A 25,669-nucleotide genomic window follows, 5' to 3' on the forward strand; every position below is an offset into this window, starting at 1 on the left:
TTTATTAGTATGGTTGGGATGTGTTGGTTTTATGTAATTTTCTCTAAACTTTTGTATTTTCAAATGAAAACATAGTACCCTCACTATTTGATTGTAAAGTGTATTTTATATCGAATATCTTTGATATATCTTCAATATTTTTCAAACCCAGTCCCATTATCTCTAAAGGAAACAATATCTTCATCTATTTTAATTTTGAGTTTTTTAGCTTTTGAATGTTTAAGGACATTTTGAAAAATATTATCAAATAACCTTTGAATCCATAACTCATTACTATTCCAAATCAACTCTTTATCTTGTGGATTATATACGAATTCAATTTTATGAATGCTATACAAATAGCTCCATTTTTTAATCATATTTTCTATTAAATTATGTATATTAACTTCATCATTCACAATATAAGTATTCTCTAAGGTCTCTGTAGATTGAATATTAAATTCGTTAGTTAAATCACTTATATATTGTATCTGCTCATACATTGATTCAAGTACTGGTGCTTGTTCCTTGTACTCATCTTCTAAATAATATAATTGTAATCTGACCGCTGTTAAGGGTGTATTAATATCATGCCGTAATTTATTTAATAGTTCCTTTTTTATTTGTTCCTGTTGTTGTAGTTCTAATTCTCGATAAGTTGTTCTTTCTATAAGCAAGTTCACTGATTTAATCAGCTCTCCCATTTCATCATCGCTTTTAACATTTATAATATTAGGGATTTTTTTATCACTAGCTAAATCTCGAATCGTTTGATTTAACACATTAATTTTATTTAATACTGTGTTAATCGATTTTGAAAATACAAAAGCTAATATTAATAGTGATAATAAAAATATGATTAACATCGTAGGATATGCATAGGATTCGTGAAAAGGAATGTTCTGATTTTTAGCTTTAAAGATAACATTATAAATAACTGATACAAAGATACTAATTGACAACAATAACAGTGGTACGCTAATAATAGCGGAGAATAATAGTAACTGATATTTTTTCTTTAAGTTCATTTCTTCATATAGGTATTTAATCTATACCCTTCTCCATATATGTTCTGAATAATATCACCTGTTTTATCATCAATTTTGGTTCTGATTTTCTTTATATGTACGTTCATGATATTTTGATTTCTATCTTCGAGTTGCCATAGGTAATCATAGAAGTGTTCTTTAGATAAAGTTCTATCTCTATTTTCATATAAATAGAAGAATATTTTTCTTTCAATTGCTGTCAAAGCAACTTCATTACGCAAATCATTAATAAAAACTCTTTTATATTCTGCATCTATAAATAAATGGTTAATTTGCGTGAACGTACCATATTGATTATCTAACATTTTCTGAATCCTTAACAACAACTCTCTAGGGTCAAAAGGTTTTATCATGTATTCTTCTCCAATGGTCAAACCTTTTAATTTACTATCCATATCATTCCTTGCTGATAGAAATATAATTGGAATATTTAATCCTAGATTTTTTATTTTCTTTGTAATTTGATAACCATTAATATGTTATATACTTTCATTATGTAAGCCTTTCATCGCTAAAGTTACAATTGTTTAGTTCTTCACTACTTTATTCTTAATAAAATCCATAGCAATTTTGTATATTTCATCAGGAGCATATAAATAAATACTATGTGTACCTTCAATTATTTTTACATCAGCTATTAATAAGTTGCTAGCAAACTCCTTATAATCTGCATTTTTTTGCCTTGTATACTTCGAATCTTTATATTGCCTAGCAATCGCATCTATAAATAACATAGGTGTTTCTTTTGGGATCGATAAAGAATTTGATTTTTTACCGTTATTGTAGCTTTGTAAAAGTTCTTGCTTCATATCATCATTAAAAGCCCTCTTAAACGTAAGCGCTTTATAAATATCTTTTTCCTGTTCGTTTAAAAAAGATTGACGAATGACTTCGGGATTATAAGTAAAAGAGGGAGCTAATCTCTGAAAACCAATTTTCGTTAAAATATTCATCCCTTTTATTTTTAATGAATCAACCATACCTATTTTATTAGTCACGTACTGTTTAGGTAAACCAATATCTAACGCAATAATCCCTTTTACTTCACTTGGATATTTTTGTGCCCAATAAATAGCCTCTATACCTGATAAAGAGTGTGGTACTAAAATGTAAGGTGGTTTATTTCCACTTCGTATAAGCGCTTCTCTCGTTTGTTCTAATATCGTATCAATATCTCTATCATCTTGAAAAACATCACTGTATCCATAACCGGCTCTCTCAATTACAGAAATCTTGTTTTCTTTCGAAAATTTACTATATAGGCCTTTCAATTCATAAACAGGAGCGGCAATTCCAGATCCGGCCATAAATACAAACGTATCCTCCCCGCTCCCCTCATTATAAACATTCACTTTTTTATTATCGAAATTAACAAATTCGCCTTCATTCTTCATTAATTTCGATTCCATTTTTAATTGATAGTTATGATATATAAATACAACGCCTGTTCCAAAGAAAATCATACTAACACTCATTAAAAATATTATTTTCACTGACTTTAATAATTTTTTCATTTGACACCCCTTTCAACCTATAATGAAAGGGTACAATATAAAAATAAATTTCTAATAAATTTTCAAAATTAATATCTATTCATTGTTTCTAAGGATGGACCATTTTTAATACCTACGCAAACCCTTCAAAGTCTCCAATATATCATCTGTAAAGGCTGTACTACCTTCTGTCTCTAAAACTCTGAAATAAAAACTTCTTAAGAAAGTTCTAATATTTTGTACTAAAATAGCATGCTGCGGATGTCGGATATCTTCAACAGTTGCTATACTATGTAGCCAGTTGCTCCACTCTTCTTCTGTTAAAAGATTTTGGTTGCGTAATGACATAATTGGTTTTACTAATCTCTCATCCTCAAAGTGTACATATACGTAATCACTCAATCGAACCTTCTGACGAACAGCAGCTAGTATTGCATATGAAAACTCACGATTTTGTATTGTACGCGCTAAAGCATCGAGTGCATCCGCTGCATGTGCAGTAGAATGTGCCCAACCTTTTCCTTCTACGTAGCCTCTTACATCTTCTTCTAAATATACATATTCCAGTACTTGTTCTGCCACACTGTACAGTTGCTCTTCAGATAACAACGGTTCTCTTTCATGAACAGATAAAATAAGTGGTGGGATTAATACGGAGAATGCACGTTTAAATACAGAGTCTGTTCCCTTTTCACCAATTTTATAAAATAAATAATCAGGACTAATTGCTTGTAGCATTAATCCTCGTAATTCTTTTTGTCTAAACACATCATTTGTAATCCATGTATGAAGCGTACTATAAATTAAATCATCACGTAATTCAGCATCAGGTGATCCGATATAATCTAGCATCCACTGCGCATATGGATATGCATCTACGTCTTCTGGTACAGCATAATTATTATTTTTAATTTGTAGTAGTTCTTCTTTTAGTTCTAGTACTTCATTCATTATATTTCTGGTCCCCTTTTTACTTTATTAACATATTTTCGCCTTATTCCCTTTAATTTTTTTCATCAAATCAAGTCGATTTTTAGAATCGTTTTGGTACCTATCTTTCTATGAACGTGATTCAATTATATAAAATTTATCATGATAAATAAAAGGAAATACATTAGAACATCGCAGTCTCTCACTTTGTTTACATGCATTTCATGTCAGTTTAAGTTGTAAAATAAAGTATGTTTTTTCTTTTATATTCAAACGTAATTACAATTAAGAATTAAATCATTTTAGAACTTGTTTTATAAATTCTGTTTTAGCTTTTGTGTAGGCTTCTCTATCTTGGTTAAATCTTTTAGCTAAATCTTGTTTAAGATTTGAATACTCATAAACTAATTGTGGATTTTCTCGTAAGCGGTTACGAAATAAAAGTTGTTGCTCCCATCGCTCAGTTCCTTTAACCATCAAATGCAGGTGCGCTACACGCCTATTATTCTTAACTTTCACAAAGAACCTTCTCCAAGGTCTTTCATCTAATTCTGGGCTTACATAATGCCAATTATATTTGGCCAATTTCGCTGAAATATGTTGTACTCTATCAAATGAGTCTATTTCACCCATTAAATCAATGATAGGTTTTGCTGGTAAACCAGGTATGGATGTACTTCCTATATGTATTACTTTGCTTATACCGAGAGGAGCAAGCAGTTCATATAGTTGCTGTTCTTCACATCGGCCTTTATCTTGCCAATCAGGATTTGCATTAACTATCTCTACTAACTCATTCGCCCACACAGGCCAATCGTTCGGATTATCTTTTTTATCCATCCAAAGCATCTCCTTTCACGATTTTTTTTGTTATATAAATGATTTTATATTCCTTTAAATACAACTATCGAATCATCAAAATCACTATTCCGAAATACAACATCCGCACAGATTTTCGGGTTATGCTCATCTATATACATTTTACAGGCCGCATGATATCTGTTTAAAAATATTTTCTCAGCTTTTTCATAACTTCCAAAAGCCTCAGTCTCGCGCTTTGCACCACGTTTCCTCGCAATCTCAAAATCTGTATCTACAAAGATTTTATAATCAAATAAATGCACAACATCTTTTTTCAATAGAAACGTTCCATCCACTATTAATACCATATTGGATTGAGCCAATAACGGCTCATTATGTACAGGCATATCCGTTATTAAGTTATGAGAGATCGTTTCATATAGTAAATTTCCGGTTGGTCCTAAAGGCTTTAATAATCTTTCTTTGAAAGCTATATAATTGTGTGCATCTTCGTAATACCCTCTTGCCGATTCTTTTCCTTGCGCGTATCGAATTGCTCTCGGATTATGAAAATCGTCGATGCTGGCGCGTATTACTCGTACCCCTCGTTCTTTTATTTCTTCTGCTAGTTCGTTTGCAAATGTTGTTTTTCCTGAAGCTGTAATACCACTTACTCCTACTCTTGTTGGATGGGTTACATTTAATTTTAAAATATCATCTGCAATTTCTTTGATTCGTTGTTTTCGATTCATAGTATTTCCTCCCGTAATCAGTTTACATAATATTATTATGAGTAATAATGTCACTTTTGTCGGTAAGTCGATATCCTTTGTCGAATCATCGATATATCGAAAAAATCGCCGATATATTTTAAGTTATGATTGGCTTACTTTCCCTTAAACCCTCGATATAAAGCTGTCCGTAATTCTTGCTTGTATTCCTCTATTTCTGGCATATCGAGTTCTTCTGCTAGCCTGATAGCTAATTCAATATCATACGGTACACGTACGAGTTGAATGGAAAAGCTTGCGGCTTCTTTTTCATTGTATGTTCCTTCAAATATTAAATAGGAAGCTTGTGTAATTTCAAGTGGATTGCCTACACTACCTGCATTACATAACGTTTTCCCTCTAAAATTTTGAACGAATGCTTGGTGAACGTCACCGTAGCAAACGACATCTGGTTTTCTTTCTCCTTCTATATTCTCTGTGAGCTCACTGTTTTCGAACATACTAACTCGTTCTTCTCTTGAAGCGTGTGGTTGAATTCTTTCATATAAACTTCTCGGTGAAGCGTGGAACATACGGATCAGTTTACCGCTCATATAAAACTCGATTGAAAATGGTAAGCTTCTTAAGTAGTCGTTTTGTTCTTCCGATAGTTGTTTTTGATGCCATTTTAACGCTTCAAATTCAGTCGGTTTTGTAATAAAATCATCCCAGTTCCCCATTACAACGCCTTCACATTTCTTACGAATGATTTCAATCACTTCGCTAGAATGAGGACCTTTTCCCACTAGATCCCCAAGACAAATGATGCGCTCAATTCCTCTTACTTTAATATCTTGCAGTACAGATTCTAATGCCGGGATATTCCCGTGTATATCTGAAATGATCGCTATTTTATCCATTTAAATTCCTCCGTTATTTAATAAATTCACTTGATTGATACCATTTTGGAATATAGGATGAAAAATGATTATGATCTTCTATAATTCGGTTCAATCTTTCCTTCATATCATCTACTAAATGAGGTGTGCTTCGGTTTGTCCATACGATATCAGCTGGGAATGTCATTGCTGCGTATAATGAATACAGTTTCCAAAAATGAAGCGATGGTTCGCCTCCGCAATATCCGTGAACTTGCCCAACCGCAAAGGGTTTGCTTATTCTTGTCGTAAAAATCGCTACATTATAAAAATCGTGTATTGGATCGCCAAAATCATATCCACCAAAATCGATTACGATAAACTCCTTATTATGAATCATACTATTTGCTGGATGGAAGTCATCGTGTAAAAATGTGATTGGACGATTTTTCAATAATTGTTTATGCTCCTCTACAAATCTTAATACTGGCTTCAAATCAAGGAAATCTATTTCATAGTTTACTAACGCTTCTACGTATCTTTCGTATTTATTCCATCGAACCGTTTCCCATTTATTACTTGCACTTTCTCTTTCAATTGAGTGAATCTTCTTTAATACTTCCCCTGCTTTTCTTCCCGCATGATACTGTTCTTCCACTGATAGCTTCCCTAAACCTTCTTCACCGTTTACACCTTGGACCCATTCAAATACTTGAACACATTTATTTAATTCTTCAAGTTTTATGAATTGAATTAACTTGGGCGTTGAAATATGTAATGACTCTAATTGTTTCATATACGTATATTCTTCTTGTTTACGTTCAAAGTTTACAGCATCACATACTTTTACAAAATATGTTACTCTGTTTTCTAATTCTATTTTATATTTCTTTTCATGTGAAAAACCTTTTGAAATAGCTGTACACTTTACAATACGAGGCCATTCTAGTTTTCTCTCTATCGCTCTAAGCATTTCTTCCACAAAACTCACCTCTATCAAAATATGTACAAACTACCTAACACTTCATGCTCTCGTTTATTTTCTCCTGTAAACTCCACTGCAAATGGATTTTCGCCATGATGCTTCAATCGTTCTAGTACTAGCCCTTCTCCAATTGCTTCACAAAACTGTACATGAATGGCGCCAAACAATACACTTTGACATTCCGCATTCCATTCTTCATTTTTCACGACCGGACTTGCATTTAGCGCCATTACTTCTTTCCACTTTTGTACTGTTTCTCGAACATTTTTCACTGCATAATGGATCGTTTCAATTTGTTGTACGTTGTTTTTATGTTCAGTGATAGTTCCTATGTTACGTAAATCGTTTCTTCTTTCTTCATCCGTTTCGTTCCACTGTATAAAGAAAGGCAATTTCGGCCCATTCTCTTCTTGCTTTACAAATAACATTTTCCACTCTAAAAGGCGGCCATCTTTTCTCATTCGTTTCCCTTCAAATGGTCCTATCGTATGTAATCCATGTTTATTAAACTTAACTGCTAGTTCTTCAATTGCGTCTGTTCGAATGGCGATTTGTAGCATCCCTTCTCCATCTTGTAATTTCACTACCGTTTCTTGTACTAATGGGTTTTCTGCTTTCTTCGCTTTTTCTTCATGCTGAACTGCTAAAAATTCTATATATGATAAATCAAAATAACATAAACTATTCCAAGTACCCCAAGTCGTATGCTCTCCGCCTACTACAGTATGAAATCCATGCTTCTGCATTTGGTTTGCCACTTCCTCCGGTGTACCATGTACTGCGTGTACGAGATGATCAAATCGTAACATGTCTTTCTCCCCTTTCCCTCCATCCTTTTATTGTATATTTTATTTTTCTTTCATTCAATTCAAAAACTTCAAAACCCAGTTGATTTATACGATTAATATGTATTATAATAAAACAAATTTAATTATTGCTGATTGGAAAAACCAAAGGCACTTTTCTCATACGGGAAAAGTGTCTTTTTCATTTATTATTACAGGGGGATTATTTATGCAGAAATTAATTGTCTTTGCTATTATTGGATTTTTCGCTCAATTAATTGATGGAGCGCTTGGAATGGCGTACGGGGTAACATCTACCTCGCTTTTATTAATGTTTGGTATTGCACCAGCCGTTGCATCTGCATCAGTTCATTTAGCTGAAGTTGTTACAACTGCCGCTTCTGGTGCATCACACATCAAATTCGGAAACGTGGATAAATATACCGTTTCCAGGCTTACATTACCAGGAGCAATTGGCGCATTTATTGGGGCATGTTTTTTGAGCAATTTACCTGGTGATGTAATTAAACCATACATTTCCATATTTTTATTTACTTTAGGGGTTTATATTTTATTACGATTCATCATTCAAAAACAAATCGTTACTTCAAATAAACGTATGTCTGCTAAACAGCTTGTTCCGCTTGGCTTATTCGCTGGATTCGTTGATTCAACTGGGGGCGGTGGCTGGGGGCCGATTACAACACCTGTACTTTTAGCAAGAGGAAATGAAGCTAGAAAAGTTATCGGATCAGTAGATACGAGCGAGTTTCCTGTTTCACTCGCTGCCACAATCGGATTTTTCATTTCACTTGGCTGGGAACAAGTAAGTTGGGTTTGGGTATTTTCTCTCATGCTCGGTGGCATCGTTGCGGCACCAATCGCTGCATGGTTAGTACGCATCGTTCCTTCTCATTTACTTGGCGTATTAGTTGGTGGCCTTATTATCTTTACAAACATTCGTACACTACTTACTACATTTAAAGTGGATCCAACTATTATTTCACTTTCTTACGTCGCAGTTGGTCTCGTCGTTATTATTTCTATTTTCATTGCTGTTCGTAATCATTCCAAGCGTTCAAACACACCGACAGCTGGATATCCGAATGATCAAAAACAAATGCTACCATAATGATAAAAATACCGCTCGATATACTTCGAGCGGTATTTTTTATTTTTCTATTTTCCAATTGATCATTGTTTCTGTAGTGTCAATTCTCTTCATATGTAATTTCTCTAATACACGAATCGAGCTGTTATTTTCAAGAAGTGTCTCTGCAATAATCGCTTCTACCTCTCCTGTTTGAAAAGCCCAATTTATTAGTTCTCTTACAGCTTCTGTCGCATACCCTTTATTCCAATATTTCTCAACAAATCCGTAACCAATTTCTACTGTATGTTCCTCATTTGGTTTCCCTTTAAACCCTATATCACCTAGAACGATGTCATCTTCTTTTCGAATGACATACCACGCCCCCCAAGGTAATAAAGCCGCATCTTGTTTTACAGTTTCTACATGCCCTACAATATGTGGACCACTATTAAATCCTTGCTCGTTAGCAACTTGCATCCCCTCTTCTGTACACGGTACTATATAGAGTCTTTCTGTTTCTAATTTCATATTGATTTCCCCTTTTTTGATTAAACGTTACTCTAATTATATCAAAAAATATGACCTTATTACGAATGTCGAATTATATTTTCAGAATTTTCTTTATTTTTTAAAGGGTTTTTCAATATTTTTTGCGAAACATTTGTATAACAATTGCTTTCTTTATTTTTTGTTACATAACAGTAGGTTCGGGTGGAGTTTTGCAAGCGTTTCCTATACAATAACCGATATTTTTTGACTTTTCCTAACAAAATATCTTGCAATATATTCAGAAAGTCATTACAATTGCCATATATTAAAAATCTTAGCAATATATCAAATCCTCATCAATCCGATGAGGTAGAGGTTGCGACTTTTAAGAGTAAAACGGACGAGACACAGAGAACGTCACCGACTCCGTTTGAAAGGAAAAGTTGCCGAAGTTTATATTTCTTCTCTGGAAATATGAGCTGGGGCTGTCTCCGAAAGGAACAGAACTGTCACGTTTACAAAATTACCGTGTAAACGTGGGGTGCTATCTTAACGGAAGGGTATGATGGGGTGGTTATTTGTGAAACGTTCCGCCAAATTCCTTTGGCGGTTTTTTGTATTTTTCTCCCCCGCTCCTTCCTATCTTACAAGAAAAGGAGTGTTGAACATGAATAGCGCAACGAATCAAACTACCTCTGAAACGCAAACTACAAAAGGAAAAGGTGAATTAAAACGTAGTTTAAAATCAAGACACCTTACGATGATTTCTCTCGGTGGTACAATTGGTACCGGATTATTTCTTGCCAGCGGTGGTGTCATCCATTCAGCTGGACCTGGTGGTGCATTAGTTGCATACGCCGCAATTGGGATTATGGTTTACTTTTTAATGACAAGCTTAGCTGAACTCGCAGCTTACATGCCTGTTACCGGTTCTTTTAGCACATACGCAACAAAATTTGTTGATCCGTCCCTTGGGTTTGCACTTGGATGGAACTATTGGTATAACTGGGCCATTACAATTGCTGCTGAACTAGCTGCTGTAACATTAATTATGAAATTTTGGTTCCCAGATACCCCTTCCCTCATTTGGAGCGGATTATGTTTAGCTATTATTTTCCTTTTAAACTATTTATCTGTTAAAGGGTTTGGTGAATCTGAATATTGGTTTGCACTTATTAAAGTAGTTACTATTATTATCTTTTTAATTGTCGGCTTCATGATGATTTTCGGAATTATGGGTGGCGAAACTGTTGGATTCAAAAACTTCACTGTTGCAGATGCACCATTTAACGGCGGCATCATGGCAATTATCGGTGTATTTATGGCTGCTGGATTCTCATTCCAAGGAACTGAATTATTAGGGGTAGCTGCTGGTGAAACTGCTGATCCAGAGCGTAATATTCCGAAAGCAATTCGTTCAATCTTTTGGCGTATTCTTTTATTCTATATTCTTGCGATTCTCGTTATCGGTTTATTAATTCCTTATACAACTGAAAGCCTTGCTGCAAGTGATGTAACAGTAAGTCCATTTACACTTATTTTTGAAAAAGCTGGTGTTGCTTTTGCTGCTTCTGTTATGAACGCTGTTATTTTAACGGCAGTACTATCTGCTGGTAACTCTGGAATGTATGCATCAACTCGTATGCTTTGGGACTTAGCTCGCCAAGGAAAAGCACCAAAATTCTTAGGCAAATTAGATAGCCGCGGTGTACCTGTTAACGCATTAATCGTAACGTCAATTGTAGGTAGTATCGCTTTCATTGCTTCTTTATTCGGTGACGGTGTTGTATACATTTGGTTATTAAACGCATCTGGAATGTCTGGCTTTATCGCATGGGTCGGAATTGCAATAAGTCATTACCGTTTCCGTAAAGCATATATCGCACAAGGTAAAGATTTAAAAGACTTACCATATAGAGCAAAATGGTTCCCATTCGGTCCAATCTTCGCATTTGCACTTTGTGTCATCGTCATTTTAGGTCAAAACTACGGCGCATTTATGGGCGAAGCAATCGATTGGAACGGCGTACTCGTTTCTTATATCGGTTTACCACTTTTCTTAGTATTATGGTTAGGATATAAATTTACGAAGAAAACGAAAGTGATTCCGCTTGATAAATGTGAACTAAAATAAAGTAAAACGAGCAAACAAATTTGTTTGCTCGTTTTTTATTCCGATGCTTCTCCCTTCCCTATTGCTCCTGTTTTTGCAATAATAAAGGAAATATAAATATAAAGGTTGGGATACGATGAACATTCGCATTACTGATGAAGCAAAAGCAGCTATACATAGATTAGAACGTGAAGATAAAAAGATCATTCGCATTAGAGGGACAATGACAAACTCTTGTAGTATTTTCGTTGATGTGGATTTAATTTGGGATACATATAATGCGGATGACGTTGTATATGAAGACGCTGATTTTACCGTACAAATGGATTTATTTACGAAAGACTACATTGGTGATACGGTGAAACTTGATTATAAGACGACAGGCTTTAGTATTACGACGCCGAGTGAGACTTTGGTTTATGGGCTGTCGATTAAAAAATAAAAATTATTTTAGCTGACCAATGAGGTGAAAAAATGGGTAAATATGTTCCGTTAAAATTTTTATTTAATGAAGAATTAGCAGAAAAAATGGCTGATTCTATTTGTAAACACGATCCTACTTTCTCTAAAAGCATCTTTGTAGATTCTGTAACATGTAAAGTTGAAAATTTAGAGTTAAAGCAACGTATTGAAGTAATGGTAGATGAATTACACAATGCTTTACAAAAAGATTTAAATGCAGCTATACATATATTACTGAAAACATTGGGACCAGAAAATACAACAGAAGTAGGCACATTTACAAACGGATATATGTACATGCCTATCGCAAAATACGTTGAAAAATATGGCTTAACGATTTTGAATCCTCTTTCAACGCCATGTATGAAATAACAAAAAGAAATACTGCTGAATATGCCATTCGGCCTTTTCTTGAAACATACCATGAAGACACACTAGACATATTACAACAGTGGATTCATGACGAAAACAGCCACATTAGGAGATTAGTTTCCGAAGGTACAAGACCAAGACTTCCTTGGGCTAAAAAAATAGGAGCTCTGAAAGGTGACTTTAAGAACAATTTACAACTTCTTGAACCATTAATGAATGATCCGTCTAAATATGTCCAAAAATCAGTAGCCAATCATATTAACGATATTACGTAAGAAGATAAAGAACTCGTTTTGCAATGGTTACAACAATTACGTGATAAACAGCATCCGGTTAACCCTTGGATTATAAAACATGGGTTAAGAACGATGATAAAAAGTGGTACTTTGCCAAAAGATTTTTCTTTTTGAGTATTTTATACAAAAACGCTATCCTTTCCTATGATTCTAGAAAAAGAATAGCGTTTTTTCACTCGTCCAGTACTTAGTAGGTATAACTTTTTATATTTCAAAAGACTTTTCCCTCTAAAAATATTTTTCATACAAATTTTCACCTTCTAAAAAATCTATAAATTTCTTATAATGTGTCACTGTTCTTTCTAAAGCAATCATTAAAACAAAAATAAAATAAATTGCTTGGATTCCATTCATATAATTAAAGAGTGATTCGAATATATATACAATACTTGCAATCATAGAACAAAACCATAAATAAAATTTCATTTTCAGCTTTTTAATTTTTTGCTTAGTTGTCTTACAATACTGGCCATGAACTCTTATAAACAAATAAATTGCTGTATGTAAAATAATAATTGAAAATTGGAAACTTCGATTGTCCTCCGAACTAAATTCAGAAAAATCGATTTCTAATGAATGTAATACTATCCAAATAGAAAATAAAGATAGCAGAAATACATATAAAAAACCAAATAATAATTCAAAAATAAATAGCCAAGGTTTATTTATTATTGAGTAAAATGGATTTAGATATTTTATGGTTACTAAAAATTTTCTCACTAAATCAGTAATAATAATTGATGTATTAGTTATATTCATATAGAAAAGTAATGTTATTGGAACTAATAACATTATAGTGATGCCCCAAACAGTAATCTTAATGCCTGATAAAAAGAAAACAGCTCCATAAATTATAACTGAAAAAATAAAAGTTGATACTGGAACAAACATTAAAAATATAAAAGTTCTTATTAAGATTAAATCTCCTAAAAAATCTTTTATTATGGAAACGTGTATTTTTTCCTCCTTGTATTTTTTCACAGTATCAACTATTTCTTTCTCAGATAAAAGAAAACACTTCAATCTATTAAACATAAAAAAACCCCTTTATATTAAAAAGATTAAAATATATACCAAACTGTTATTAAAATTTCATAAAAATAATTGTAAATTTTGTATAGGCATTTTTTTCACTTTCAACTGTAATTAAGGCGTGATGTGCCTCTATAATAGCTTTGACAAGTGCCAATCCAATTCCGGTCGAGCCGTGTTTTTTAGAACTACTTGATTTATAGAATCGTTCAAAAATATGAGGTAATTCTTCAGCTGAAATTCCCTCTCCAAAGTCTTGGATTACTAGTTCTGTATAGATTGGGGAATTTTTGGTCTGAATCATTATTTTACCTCCGGGTTTAGAATGTTCGATTGCATTCTTCAACAGGTTTAACAAAGCTTCCTGCATCCATAATTTGTCATGAATAACGACTATTTCTCTTGGTGCATTCCAATCAATCAAAATATTTTTATCACTTATCATGCTTTGCAAGCGATTTAGTACTTCCTCAGTCGTATCTACTAAATTCCCTGGCTCTTTATCAAACGAAATCGCTTTAGCATCAATTTTTGCTACTTTTAACAAATTCTGAATTAAGACATTCATTCTAGAAATCTGAGTATCATTATTTTGTAGCAATTGAGCTTGTTGCTCTCGGGATAGTTTCTCATTTAACAACATTTCATTATAGATAGAAATAGTTGAAAGCGGCGTTTTTAACTGATGAGATATATCCTGCAACATTTCTCCTAAAAACCGCTTCTCTTCAAGCAAATCATGCATATTTTTTCTAATAATATCCCTCATTGAACGAAATGAAATCGCCAGTTTTGCGAAATCCCCTTCTTTATTTTCATTGATGACAACCGAGTAATCTCCCTCGATTATCTTTTTTGCAGCTCTAGTAAGCTGGTTAATCTTATTGAAAATAATTTTTTGTTGCATGTAGTTTGCAACAAAAAGTAAAAATCCAAAAGCAATCAATCCCCAAATCATAAATTGATTGTGATTAATAATTAGATTATTTAAGTGAGGAAAAAATTTTGATTCCAAGTCTTCATATAATCCATACTGCTTTAGGATCTCTGTCCCTTTTTCCTGATATTCACTTGAGTGAGACGAATGACTTGATAAGACTTTCATAATTTCCGCTTCATTTTCTGGATTCTGCTCTACCAACCTAGCTGTAATTTCCCCCCATGTTGCAATAGAGTCTCTTTTCAAATGATCATAAAATAATTGTTGAATAATAAATTGGTAAATCACAAATATAGATAAAAGGACGGCCAGTATCGCCATATAGCTTTTTAACTCGGTATTTTTCATTATCTTGCTCACCCAATCACATCCTTGCTCCAACGATAACCATATCCTCTTTCGGTAACGATAAACTGTGGTTTTTGAGGATTGTCTTCAACTTTAGCTCTTAAACGCTTTATGTATACAGATAACGTGTTTTCATCAAAAAAAACATTATCTCCTTCTGTTATTTGTTGTAGGAGTTCATCTCTTTTTAATGCTTTGTGAGAATTCTTCATGAAATTCAATAGCAGTTTGTATTCTAAATTCGTCAATGTAATACTTTCACAATTTTTATAAACCTTGACTAGGTTCGTATCGATTCTTATATTCTCAGATTTTAAAATTTGAGATGGTGTTTCTAGCGACGCTTGTTTACGCAATTGTACTTTCACTCTGGCCATGAGTTCCCTAACCCGAAAAGGTTTGGTTATATAATCATCACCGCCTATATCCAGCCCCATTACCACATTTGCTTCTTCATCTAGTGCAGTTAAGAAAATAATAATCGAATTCTCGTTTTGCTTTTTAAAATACAAACATAAGTCATAACCATTACCATCTGGTAGGCCGATATCAAGGATGGACAAATCAAATGTATTGTGAACAAACTGGTGTTTAGCTTCTTTTACACTGGACGCTCTAATCACCTCATAACCTTCATTCCTCAATGAAAATTCGATGGCTAGACCAAGAGCTTCATCATCTTCAACTAGTAATATTTTTTTATTCAAGTATGTCCTCTCCTTTTTCTTCCCCTAGCTTTTTCTCCAATCAGAATAGCCTGACTATAATCTAGCCAGGCCTATAATATTACTCTTCTCTGATAGTATCAATGATATTATCTTGTTGAATTTTTTTCAATGGATTTAAGACTGATAAATAACTAATTATTAAAGCTGAAACAAACGTAATAATACAAGCTTCATAGGGAATCGTCCATGCCATTTTCAACGTATCAGATATAGCTAAATATATAATATAAGACAATATACAACCAAAAAAGATTCCTTGTAAACTTCCAGAAAAACCGTAAATCAGAGCTTCATAGGTAATCATTTTTTTCAAATCCTTTTGTGACATACCAATGGATTTGAACGCGGCCAGTTCTTTTCGTCTAGTCATAATGCTTATAGTTATAGTATTAAAGATATTAACACTACTAATTAAAGAAATGACTGTGATAAAACCATATGCAAGCACTTGTAAAGTAAGTTTTCCTTCTTTTTTTGTTTTATTTTCTTGATAATTATTTACGATTGTAATGGTATGATTTTTTCCAATCGTATTTTTTATTTCCAAAACTGTCGCGGTAGATTGAGTTACATCCTTTAATTTAGTTTCAATTTTATTGCCCTTCTTTTCATATGCATTAGATATATTTCCAAGTGATTTTAACTGATTCAAAACTTGTGTAATTTCAGCTAAATGATCTGGATTCTTATCTTCTATTTGAATTGTAATATCTGATTTAATAGATGAATCATTGAAAGACTTAGATGCAAATGCAACATTCATTAAATACGAGAAAGTAATAAATAACACACTACTTATAATAATTGATAAGATTGTAATGGTATAGCGATTTTTATTTCGCTTCACATTTTTTATAGCCATGCTCAAAGGAAAAGATAAAGGTTTTTTCAACATGGAATTCTTTTGCTTTTTGATTCGCTCTTTTTTAATTGACAACCTGCTGCTGATTGCTAATAATGGGGAGATTTTGCCTGCAAAATAAGCTGGGTACAGACTTGACGCTATTACAGAAAGGAAGGTAATAATCGAACTGATTAATAAAATCTTCCAATCAACATGGAATATTGAGACCTCTTTACTATTTTCCATTAAAAGTGAAAAAATAAACTGAAGAGAGGCAAGCGCTATTAGGCTGCATATAATTCCAATAGGTATAGCGATAACAGCTAGAAAAGTAGCTTCTCTCAGCACGATTTGTCTAATTTGCTTTCGTGTTGCACCAATGCTTCTCAACAAACCAAACTGCCTCGTTCGTTCCACGACACTGATTTGAAAAGCGTTGTAAATCACAACAACTGTCGCTATCACAACAATGCTGATTGTAATAATTAGCGTAGCCATAATCGAATCATTGTAACCTGGTTTCTCTAGTTGAATTAATTTTTCGCTTATATTAATATTATTCTCTCCGGAAATGGTCTTAATTCCCTCTAAAACCTCATTAAAGTTTGCTTTTGAGTTAATTCCAACTAATATTTTTCCTTCTCCAGCGCTAAACTCACGCTTATAGGTTAGTACCCGTCCCACTTTATTTTCCTGTGTATATGCACTATCACTTAGAAAACCAACCAGTTTGTATTTTTTTTCATTCAATTCAAATGAATCACCTATTTGGATATTTTCTTTTATAAAAGGTAATACCCAGGGATCCACAGCAACTTCTCGATCATTAGACGGCACTGTCCCCTTAATAATACTGTATTTTAAAAACTCCAAGGCGTTATCATCAGCAAAATTCATTTGTACAGCAGCCTCTCCGACTTTGACTGTTTCTCCCTGTGACATTAAACCAAGTGATTCAATTTGCGGGTTATATTTAATTTTTTTCAATATCGATTCGTCGTAATTTAATACAACAGCATGAAAAGAATACCCTTGATTCTTTTTCGTATTCTCGATTTGAGAAATCTGAGTGCCGTTCATAAATAGGCCGATTGTAGAAATTAAAGATACAGAGAGTATAATTCCGATCAAAGTGAAAATTGTTCGTTTCATATTCCCCTTTAAGTATCTCCTGCTTAATTGTTTATAATGACCAATCAAAATTAATTTCCTCCCGTCTTAGACTTATTCGTGGATAGCCACTGATCGGAAACGATTTGGCCATCTTCAATTGTAATAATACGGTCAGAAGTTGATGCAATATTTAAATCGTGGGTAATCAATACAATAGTTTGATTATATTTCTTTGCTGTCAATCTTAATAAATCCATGACTTCTTTTGTATTTTGAGTATCCAGATTTCCTGTAGGCTCATCAGCTAAAATCAAATGTGGGCGATTTATAAGTGCTCTCCCAATCGAAACCCGTTGTTGCTGACCTCCTGATAATTCAGATGGTAAATGATTTTTTCTTTCATGAAGTCCCAGAATTTCAATAATTTCGTCCATATAAGGATTATCTACAGGTTCATTATCCAGTAAAGTAGGTAAAGCTATATTCTCCTGCACGTTCAATACAGGAATTAAATTGAAGAACTGAAATATAAAACCAACTTTTCTTCTTCTAAATATCGAAAGTTCATTATCTGTATAATCATAAATATTATTCTCTCCAATAAACACGCTTCCTGAGCTTGGGCAGTCCAACCCTCCTAAAATATGCAGTAATGTACTTTTACCTGAGCCAGAAGCTCCTACGATTGAGACAAATTCCCCTTGCTGTATAGAAAGATTTATGCCCTTCAAAGCATCTACCCTACTATTTCCTTCACCATAACTTTTGACTACATTCTCTATTCTTACGATTTCCATTTATATCACCTTCTTATCATTTTAAGTTAGTCTTGTACCTCTACAAAGTTTATTTTATGCTGATTATTCGATGAGACCTTATCAATCTCTTGTAAAACTTTATCTACTTCTTGTTTGTTTTTATAATCAAAATCACGTTTTTTAAATTGAATTAATTTCATTATTGACTCTGATTCAGAAATTGCATTATAGTCTTGGTCTTTTAGGATAACAAGATTCATTGGGGCATACCCAATCCAAATTTGCTGTTTCACATACTGGGCAGATACCATCTTACCGTTCAAATTTAACTGGTTATTTTCAAAATTATCAACCATAGAATCCTTAGCCGCAAAAGAAAATAATAGATTCTGATCACTAGATACTTTATTTTTATCTTTTACCATCTCAGAAATAGTAGTCGTTGAATTTGGATCTTTTCTAGCTCTTAGAAGTCCCTTATTAAATAATTTTACAGCGGTAGAACTATTAATAACCGCATATTCTTTAGCATCGATATTAAATTCTTCTGTTGTATCATTTTGTTTCTTATCTTCTTCTGATAATGGAATCCTTTTTGTTGTTGTGACGTACTTTACCTTATAGTCTATTGATTGTTTAGTGTCATCTTTAAACTCTTGTTTAACTTTTTCTACGTCAGTTGCAGTACCACTAACTAGAATCCCATCGACTGGTTGTCCTGGACCTTGCACATAACGTTTTACTCCTAATCCTATTCCTATAAAAATAGCAATAACAACCGTATAACTTATAATTTTTTTCATTAGAATACTCCTTTAATAAATAATTTATATCTGGATTATAGATGAGATTTTTTCATAAGTTAATGACTTCTATCTAACTATGTGACTTCTAATCTTACAATTTTGTAAGATTAGTATTCCCCATGCTCAACAAGCTAAATTTATATAATAATAATCTTATACGTTATTATTCTCTTTTTTATTGAAACGGGTCGAATTACAGGCAATAACCCGACCTATAATGATTAATGTTACAGATAATAACTTAAGGCCCGTCTTATATAATCTAAATCTTTAAAATAAATAAAGGATATTACTAACTATCCCTAGTATCAAACCCTTATACTTTTGTATAAACATCTTATTCCTCTTTTCGTGCTAATAAATTATTCCATATATAACAATACTAAATTATGGAATGTTTTCAAAGAATTAAAACGTTTTTATATTCGGTTTATATGTCTACTTCTTACTTATCCCATAGATAAGTAAATCAAAAGGGATACAACAACGTCGCTTCTTTTATAAACAGTACGACTTTATGGTGAGAAATATCACATATCTAATAAAAGGGCTTGGCGGAAATTTAAGTTTACTAAATACCTTTTCTAAAGTTTGAGTGCACCCTTTTTCTGTACACTCCATCCGATCTTTCATTAAACAACTACCTTCCCCCATAATTTCAAAGGATTTCCACTCGGTTATCCCGAATATATGAATTACCATTCTCACAAGGAGCGAATTTATATGAATCTATTCGAACACGAAACGTAAAACCGTTCCCCTTTCATAAGAGGTCCTCCTTTTTTCTTTTCTCACCATATCATTTACTTACAAAATAGGAGGATACAATTATGAAACGTGATCCATTATTTTTAACTTTATTAGAAAGTGCTAATACAAATTTTAGCGGTTGGGATTTTTCTTTTATTTCAGAAACGGGTCGAATGAAGAGCGAGCCTTTATCGTGGTCATATGGCAGTACAGCTTTCCAGCTTATGCAGTATGCAGAATCAATGCTTGATATGGGGACTGGCGGCGGAGAGTTTTTATCTATGTTACAACCGTTCCCGTCAACTATTTATGCTACTGAGGGCTACGCTCCAAACGTGCCAATTGCTCGAAAGAAATTAGAGCCTTTAGGGGTTACAGTTGTAGAGGTAACGGATGATACTACTTTACCATTTCAAGATAGTCAGTTTGATTTGATCATAAATCAACATGAATCATATGCTGCCTCTGAGGTAAACAGACTCCTTGCTCCTAATGGAATATTTCTTACCCAACAAGTTGGCGGTCTCGATTGCGCGGAACTTAATGAGCAGTTTTGCTCACCGCTAAATAGCGAATTTGTAAGTTGGTCGCTTGAAACTGCATGTTGTGAGTTAAATGAAAATGGATTTACTATTTTAGAAGAAAAAGGAGAGTTCCCTTTTCAACGCTTTTATGACATTGGCGCTATCGTCTATTATTTAAAAGCGATTCCGTGGCAAATTCCTGATTTCACTGTTGAAAGGTATTATGAGGAATTATATCGTATACATGAAATCATCTTACAAAAAGGTTATTTTGATGTGAAGCAACATCGTTTTATGATTAAGGCGATTCGTAGTTAATCATGGAGCATATGAAAAAGAGATGGATCTACCATCTCTTTTTTTATTTTCACTCAATATTTTCTAAATTTAAATACTTAGTTTCACAGTAATAGCCTTTGCCGCCAACATAAACCTTTTCTATTTTATTCTCGCTATCGGTTGCTAATTTAACTAATATTTCGGAAGGCGAGTGTAAAGAATAACCTTGTTCAAATACATAGTCTTCTTTTTGTAAGTATTGCTGTTCATAAAGATAGCAAGCTAATGCACCATTTGAAGTTCCAGTCGCTGCTTCTTCATTGATGTCGTATAGCGGAGCAAAGTTTCTGCATATAATTCGATTGTCATTAAAAGTATATAGATGCATCCCGACAACATTATAATACTTGCTGATTTCTTTAATTTTTTCAAAATTAGGTTCCAGTGTATGTAATTGTGTTTCGCTTTTTATAGGAACTAAAATATCTTTTAAGCCCGTGGAGACAATTTGAATTGGGTATGTATTGTCTATATCTTTAATGTCAAAGCAGTCGATCAACTCATTTGGAGATATAACATCATAGAATATCGGTTCATTTTGTTCCATGAATATGATGTCATCTTTTATGGTAATAGTAAGAACACCGCTGTTCGTTTCAATCGTATAGCGATTCTTGAAAAGTTTATTTACATGCATCAGTATCGCAAAAGAGCCAATTGTCGCATGACCACATAAATCAACTTCCTCTTTCGGTGTAAAATACTCAATTTTATAATCAGCAATTTCAGATTCTGATATAAATGCGGTTTCCGCATAGCCCAGTTGTTTGGCTATAGCCATTTTTTGAGTAGTGGTCAATATATTCTCCATAAATACCACTCCTGCTTTATTTCCGCCTTTATGATCCTTGCTAAATGCACTTGCAACATAAACAGATATTTTCATAAGACACCTTCCTCACTTATAGTAAATTGTAGCACAGAACGTACTAATTATATATATTATTGGATAAATTCTCCATAAAGCAAGTGACAAACTATTTTTAGCATCTGAACTCTCCAAACATAGTTTGTCTACAGTCTGAGAGTTGGATCTACCCTCTCTTTTTTCCCGTTTATTTAGCAAAAGTTTGTGGTGCCTTTTAGATTGTTAAGTAAGTTCACATCTCGCAATCGCATCAGCTAATGTAATAAATTGCTCGTGCGTTATCTTTCCTGTTACCTTCGCTTTATTAATTTTTTCCATTTCTTTTGTACTAATCATACCTTCTATTGCTAGAGTCGCTTTAGCTGCCTCGAAAGCTTTATTTAGTTCTTCCTCGCTTTTGAATACCATAATTTAAATTATCTCCTTCACATCATTTCCATTTCCTTTTCTAATGAAGAAAATTGTGTACTTATACATACGTCCATTTCCTTTCAGTTACACATGAGTTATTTAGCTTATTTTTAAGTAAAAACACTCGCCTTACAATTCCTTACTACATAATATATAGTACAACTTTCATACGTAAACACTTTACGTAAAGCGAAAGAATCCTTTTTAGAAAGGAGAATTAACATCGATACTATAAGTATAAGCAATGAGTTTCTAAAACTTTATTACGACAGCAACGTTTGGTTACATGATACACACTGGCTCGGTGTCCCCATTTTCAAACTTCCCTCTGATCTTTTTTTGTATCAAGAAATTATTTACGAATTAAAACCAGATTTAATTATTGAATGTGGTACATGTTATGGTGGTAGTGCATTGTATTTAGCTTCTATATTAGATTTAATCGGAAAGGGACACGTTGTTACTATTGATATATTCCCTCAACCAAATCGTCCAACCCATGACCGAATTACGTATGTAACAGCTTCTTCTGTTTCTGTACAGGCCGTTCAAACTATATTAAATATGCGCAAACCTGATGATGTGATTTTAGTTATTTTAGATTCAGACCATAGTAAAGAGCATGTATCAAAAGAACTGTTACTTTATAAATCTATTGTAACAAAAGGCAGTTACTTGATTGTAGAAGATACAAGTATTAACGGAAATCCACTCTATCCTGATTGGGGCCCTGGTCCAATGGAAGCTGTAGAAGAGTTTTTAGCTAAAAATAACAACTTCATAATCGATGAATCTAAACATAAATTTTTCATATCATTTAATCCAAAAGGTTATTTAAAGAAGATAAAGTGAAACTTTAATAAGTGGGGTTATACAAAACCCCACTTATTCTATGATCTTCATTTTTGAAAAAGGATAATATACAAATTCCACTTTGCCTATTATGTTATCTTCTTCAATATACCCTAAGCCGTTTCGACTATCTCTACTAAGTTCACGATTATCACCCATTACAAATAACTTATTTGGCGGGATTTTTGTCTTTTGAAAGTTATAAAACACTTGCGTATTATTGAATAAATCTTTATTTGTATACGGTTCTTCTTGCTTTTTATCATTCACATATACTGATCCATTCGTTATGCTAATTACGTCACCAGGAAGTCCTATTACTCGTTTTACATAATATTTCGATTCATCCTCTTCCTTTATAATGACAATTTCTCCGTGCTCTAAATTAGAAAAATGTACTGCTGCTTTATTTACAAATACGTAGTCTTCTTCATATAAAGTTGGTTGCATTGATTTTCCTTCCACTTTACATAAAGTAAAAGAGTGATAAGCTACTACTAAAACAAACACGAAGAGTATGTATTTCCCCCAGCCTCTTTTCATCTCCTGCTTCATATCCATTCCCACCTTATTTAAACGCTTTTTAACTCAAAAAATAGATCACTGCACAATAAGTCTCCATGCAGTGATACTATATTTACTGTGGCTTGTTCTGTTGTTCTACTGGGACTGGATTTCCACCCGTTCTTTTCGCTTTCAATTCAAAATACGCATCCAAAATCTCTTTACCAATCGCGGAATTAATTCCTGATTTGTCATCATTCACCCAAGGTACAACAACTGAAAAAGCAACTTCCGGATCAGCATCATATGGTGCATAACCGGCAAGAGTTAAATTATAACATTTTTTTCGGTTATAGTTTTCATCTCTTCCAATATCACTTTCTCCACCATATACTGTTTCAGCTGTTCCTGTTTTTCCAGCTGGTTTATACGGTAATCCTTTAAACGTTGCAGTACCTGTCCCGTCAGTTTCTTGAAAAACTCTTCTAAATCCTTCTTTTACATGATTAATATATGAAGTGTCCATATCCACTCGATTTAAAATAACCGGTTCAATAGAGCGAACAACTTTTCCAACATCCTCTGGTTTATGTGGTTGCTCTCTCACTTCTTGTACAATTTGTGGTTTCATTCGGTAACCGCCGTTTGCAATTGTTGAAATATATTGAGCAAGTTGCAGCGGCGTATATGTATCGTACTGTCCAATCGCATAATCAAGTAAGAAACCCGGTATGTTATCAGTTCTCCCCATTTGACCAATCGATTCATTCGGTAAGTCAATTCCAGTCGGTACACCTAATCCGAACTGTCTAAAGTAGTAACGCATTTTATTAAATGTCTCTCGTTTAATGTCTAACGGATTGTTTGGTACATAATTTACACCTGCCATTTTTAAAGCAGTGTTAAACATGTACACATTCGATGAAACTTGTAAAGCTCTTAAATCATCAATGTCACCAAAGTCTTTCCACGATTTCTTTGGCTTAGAACTTCCTTTAAAATACATTGGTGCATCAAAGAAATGCGTATACGGCTTAATTGTTTCAGTTTGATATCCGGCTAATAAAGTAGCCCCTTTCACAGTTGACCCTAACTCATAAGAACTTGTCATCGTTCCTAAAGCAAAGTCTTCTATTTGCATACCGCCATCTTTATTTACAATTTTCTTTCCACCCATTGATAATATTTGCCCATTTTTCGGGTTCATCATTACAACGAACGCACGATCCATCATTGGCTCTGCCGAATGAAATGCTCGTAAATTCTTTTCAAGGCTTTCCTCTACTTTTTTCTGTAACTCCATATCCACTGTTAACATTAAATTATTTCCACTTTTTCCTTCAGTCACTTTTTCTGTCCGAATAATATTTCCCGCTTTATCCGTAATATTTCTAGACTGTTCTTTCGTTCCATGTAATGCATCTTCGTACTGTTTCTCGATATAACTCTTACCAATGCGATCATTTCGGTTATAATCACGCACTAAATAATAATCTAACTGTTCTCTCGGCAAACCCTCATTTTCAGTAGAAACGCTACCAAGGATAGAACGAAGTATTTTATCATTTGGGTATTCTCGTTCCCAATCCACTGTCGTATCCACGCCTGGCAAAATTGCCAATCTTTCACTTACGATTGCATATTCATTTTGACTTACATCTTTTTTTACAATTTGCGGCGTCATTTTATATCCCGCATTCATCCTACTTTTAATTGCTAGTACTTCTAGATCCTCTTTTGATAGTTCGCTTAATTCTTCTGGCGTAATTCTTTCACGGCGCAACTCTTCAACTTTTTTATCTAATTCTTTCCCCTCAATCTCTTGCTTCCTAAATGCACTCTCATCTTCTTTCGTTACTTTTTCTGCTGCTCGTTTTTCATTTAACTGCATCCAAAAATCTTTTTTATCGGTTTCTGTTAACTTAGCTATATCTTCTGGCGACATTTCTATTAGCTGAGCTAACTGTCTTGCTACTTGTAAAACTTCTTTCGAATCTACTCCTTTCATTTTCGTATATGTAACGGTTCGTAGTGGTTTATTATTTACAATCACTTGACCTTGCCGATCAAACATTTTCCCTCTAGGAACAGGAGTGCTTACCGTTACATCTTCCTTTTTGTTCACTTCATTTCTATACGTTTCTCCATCAATGATTTGTACTTTACCTAATTGAATTATAATAGCTGAAAATAAAAGAAAGACGATAAAAAATAGTACATTTAATCGAAAAGGAATATGAGTCTTTTTCTTTTTCGATTGTTTCTTCTGCTCCTTTTTCTGTCTCATTTCGCTCCCTCGCTTCATTCTATTAACATTTCTACACAGAACCATTATGTATCAAATTTATTTATATGATATATATAGAATTTTATATTAATTACTAAAGAAATAAAAGATTTAATTTTCAGTATTTTAA

At 33.3% G+C, this 25,669-nt stretch carries 23 protein-coding genes, 3 pseudogenes and 1 riboswitch; of the genes and pseudogenes, 6 read left to right on the plus strand and 20 right to left on the minus strand.

What is annotated here, in order from left to right; genetic code table 11:
* Positions 1 to 43: 43 nt before the first annotated feature.
* From ACHZK0_RS14570 to ACHZK0_RS14610, 9 genes and pseudogenes are all read right to left on the minus strand, one after another.
* Positions 44 to 1,007 (minus strand): annotated as a pseudogene (locus ACHZK0_RS14570) (sensor histidine kinase).
* A pseudogene (locus tag ACHZK0_RS14575) lies at positions 1,004 to 1,501 on the minus strand (response regulator transcription factor); the annotation flags it as partial. The pseudogenes ACHZK0_RS14575 and ACHZK0_RS14570, both read right to left, overlap by 4 nt.
* Positions 1,502 to 1,555: 54 nt before the next feature.
* The gene (locus ACHZK0_RS14580; protein WP_395760542.1) at positions 1,556 to 2,542 is read right to left on the minus strand and encodes an alpha/beta fold hydrolase; all 987 of its coding nucleotides are present in this window, start codon (positions 2,540 to 2,542) and stop codon (positions 1,556 to 1,558) included.
* A 105-nt stretch (positions 2,543 to 2,647) separates the two neighbouring features.
* Positions 2,648 to 3,472, minus strand: a complete 825-nt coding sequence (locus tag ACHZK0_RS14585; protein WP_088081003.1) for a DUF2785 domain-containing protein — start codon at positions 3,470 to 3,472, stop codon at positions 2,648 to 2,650.
* A 276-nt stretch (positions 3,473 to 3,748) separates the two neighbouring features.
* Positions 3,749 to 4,291, minus strand: a complete 543-nt coding sequence (locus tag ACHZK0_RS14590; RefSeq protein WP_395760543.1) for a GrpB family protein — start codon at positions 4,289 to 4,291, stop codon at positions 3,749 to 3,751.
* Between the two features lie 44 nt (positions 4,292 to 4,335).
* On the minus strand, positions 4,336 to 5,004 hold the full coding sequence (locus ACHZK0_RS14595; protein ID WP_262742520.1) for a hypothetical protein: 669 nt from the start codon (positions 5,002 to 5,004) through the stop codon (positions 4,336 to 4,338).
* Positions 5,005 to 5,138: 134 nt separating this feature from the next.
* Complete coding sequence (locus tag ACHZK0_RS14600; RefSeq protein ID WP_395760544.1) at positions 5,139 to 5,882, minus strand: metallophosphoesterase family protein; 744 nt, start codon at positions 5,880 to 5,882, stop codon at positions 5,139 to 5,141.
* 13 nt (positions 5,883 to 5,895) lie between these two features.
* Positions 5,896 to 6,822, minus strand: a complete 927-nt coding sequence (locus tag ACHZK0_RS14605; protein ID WP_270606794.1) for an aminoglycoside phosphotransferase family protein — start codon at positions 6,820 to 6,822, stop codon at positions 5,896 to 5,898.
* Positions 6,823 to 6,836: 14 nt separating this feature from the next.
* Positions 6,837 to 7,634: a VOC family protein gene (locus ACHZK0_RS14610; protein WP_262742524.1), complete on the minus strand. Its 798-nt coding sequence runs from the start codon at positions 7,632 to 7,634 to the stop codon at positions 6,837 to 6,839.
* 97 nt (positions 7,635 to 7,731) lie between these two features.
* On the opposite strand from ACHZK0_RS14610, the gene ACHZK0_RS14615 reads away from it, so the two are divergent.
* Entirely contained in the window at positions 7,732 to 8,742 is a 1,011-nt protein-coding gene (locus tag ACHZK0_RS14615) for a sulfite exporter TauE/SafE family protein (protein ID WP_270343271.1), read from the plus strand.
* Between the two features lie 39 nt (positions 8,743 to 8,781).
* Here ACHZK0_RS14615 and ACHZK0_RS14620 read toward each other — a convergent pair whose 3' ends face one another.
* Positions 8,782 to 9,231, minus strand: coding sequence for a GNAT family N-acetyltransferase (locus ACHZK0_RS14620; protein ID WP_270343269.1), 450 nt, complete (start codon positions 9,229 to 9,231; stop codon positions 8,782 to 8,784).
* A gap of 323 nt (positions 9,232 to 9,554) precedes the next feature.
* Positions 9,555 to 9,747: riboswitch (Lysine riboswitch) on the plus strand.
* A gap of 112 nt (positions 9,748 to 9,859) precedes the next feature.
* Between ACHZK0_RS14620 and ACHZK0_RS14625 the strand changes: the two genes are divergently transcribed.
* The 3 genes and pseudogenes from ACHZK0_RS14625 to ACHZK0_RS14635 all read left to right on the plus strand — a co-directional run bounded on the left by ACHZK0_RS14625 (position 9,860) and on the right by ACHZK0_RS14635 (position 12,549).
* Positions 9,860 to 11,326, plus strand: coding sequence for an amino acid permease (locus ACHZK0_RS14625; protein WP_262742529.1), 1,467 nt, complete (start codon positions 9,860 to 9,862; stop codon positions 11,324 to 11,326).
* Positions 11,327 to 11,441: 115 nt separating this feature from the next.
* Positions 11,442 to 11,747: an iron-sulfur cluster biosynthesis family protein gene (locus ACHZK0_RS14630; RefSeq protein ID WP_395760545.1), complete on the plus strand. Its 306-nt coding sequence runs from the start codon at positions 11,442 to 11,444 to the stop codon at positions 11,745 to 11,747.
* A 32-nt stretch (positions 11,748 to 11,779) separates the two neighbouring features.
* Positions 11,780 to 12,549, plus strand: a pseudogene (locus tag ACHZK0_RS14635) (DNA alkylation repair protein).
* 114 nt (positions 12,550 to 12,663) lie between these two features.
* On the opposite strand, the gene ACHZK0_RS14640 reads toward ACHZK0_RS14635, so the two are convergent.
* The 6 genes from ACHZK0_RS14640 to ACHZK0_RS14665 all read right to left on the minus strand — a co-directional run bounded on the left by ACHZK0_RS14640 (position 12,664) and on the right by ACHZK0_RS14665 (position 19,001).
* Complete coding sequence (locus ACHZK0_RS14640; protein ID WP_395760546.1) at positions 12,664 to 13,470, minus strand: hypothetical protein; 807 nt, start codon at positions 13,468 to 13,470, stop codon at positions 12,664 to 12,666.
* A gap of 49 nt (positions 13,471 to 13,519) precedes the next feature.
* Positions 13,520 to 14,755, minus strand: coding sequence for a HAMP domain-containing sensor histidine kinase (locus ACHZK0_RS14645; RefSeq protein WP_395761720.1), 1,236 nt, complete (start codon positions 14,753 to 14,755; stop codon positions 13,520 to 13,522).
* A gap of 8 nt (positions 14,756 to 14,763) precedes the next feature.
* Positions 14,764 to 15,462 (minus strand): response regulator transcription factor, encoded by a 699-nt coding sequence (locus ACHZK0_RS14650; protein ID WP_088096857.1) that lies wholly within the window; start codon positions 15,460 to 15,462, stop codon positions 14,764 to 14,766.
* A gap of 79 nt (positions 15,463 to 15,541) precedes the next feature.
* Positions 15,542 to 17,527 (minus strand): ABC transporter permease, encoded by a 1,986-nt coding sequence (locus ACHZK0_RS14655; RefSeq protein ID WP_395760547.1) that lies wholly within the window; start codon positions 17,525 to 17,527, stop codon positions 15,542 to 15,544.
* A 2-nt stretch (positions 17,528 to 17,529) separates the two neighbouring features.
* Positions 17,530 to 18,237, minus strand: coding sequence for an ABC transporter ATP-binding protein (locus ACHZK0_RS14660; RefSeq protein WP_237980054.1), 708 nt, complete (start codon positions 18,235 to 18,237; stop codon positions 17,530 to 17,532).
* Between the two features lie 26 nt (positions 18,238 to 18,263).
* Positions 18,264 to 19,001, minus strand: a complete 738-nt coding sequence (locus ACHZK0_RS14665) for a lipoprotein BA_5634 family protein (protein WP_262743574.1) — start codon at positions 18,999 to 19,001, stop codon at positions 18,264 to 18,266.
* A gap of 833 nt (positions 19,002 to 19,834) precedes the next feature.
* On the opposite strand from ACHZK0_RS14665, the gene ACHZK0_RS14670 reads away from it, so the two are divergent.
* A complete protein-coding gene (locus ACHZK0_RS14670; RefSeq protein WP_395760548.1) occupies positions 19,835 to 20,596 on the plus strand; it encodes a class I SAM-dependent methyltransferase in 762 nt (253 codons plus the stop codon).
* 49 nt (positions 20,597 to 20,645) lie between these two features.
* Here the strand turns inward: ACHZK0_RS14670 and ACHZK0_RS14675 are convergent, their stop codons facing one another.
* Positions 20,646 to 21,503: a PhzF family phenazine biosynthesis protein gene (locus tag ACHZK0_RS14675; protein WP_270606788.1), complete on the minus strand. Its 858-nt coding sequence runs from the start codon at positions 21,501 to 21,503 to the stop codon at positions 20,646 to 20,648.
* Between the two features lie 204 nt (positions 21,504 to 21,707).
* Entirely contained in the window at positions 21,708 to 21,893 is a 186-nt protein-coding gene (locus ACHZK0_RS14680) for an antitoxin VbhA family protein (protein ID WP_270606787.1), read from the minus strand.
* Positions 21,894 to 22,118: 225 nt separating this feature from the next.
* Between ACHZK0_RS14680 and ACHZK0_RS14685 the strand changes: the two genes are divergently transcribed.
* Positions 22,119 to 22,748 (plus strand): CmcI family methyltransferase, encoded by a 630-nt coding sequence (locus tag ACHZK0_RS14685; protein ID WP_395761721.1) that lies wholly within the window; start codon positions 22,119 to 22,121, stop codon positions 22,746 to 22,748.
* A gap of 33 nt (positions 22,749 to 22,781) precedes the next feature.
* Here ACHZK0_RS14685 and lepB read toward each other — a convergent pair whose 3' ends face one another.
* Entirely contained in the window at positions 22,782 to 23,303 is a 522-nt protein-coding gene (lepB, locus tag ACHZK0_RS14690; RefSeq protein WP_061676949.1) for a signal peptidase I, read from the minus strand.
* Positions 23,304 to 23,385: 82 nt separating this feature from the next.
* The gene (locus ACHZK0_RS14695) at positions 23,386 to 25,539 is read right to left on the minus strand and encodes a peptidoglycan D,D-transpeptidase FtsI family protein (protein ID WP_270606786.1); all 2,154 of its coding nucleotides are present in this window, start codon (positions 25,537 to 25,539) and stop codon (positions 23,386 to 23,388) included.
* Between the last annotated feature and the right edge of the window lie 130 nt (positions 25,540 to 25,669).

Source organism: Bacillus sp. 3G2 (genome assembly GCF_044324725.1).
Lineage (GTDB): Bacteria > Bacillota > Bacilli > Bacillales > Bacillaceae_G > Bacillus_A > Bacillus_A mobilis.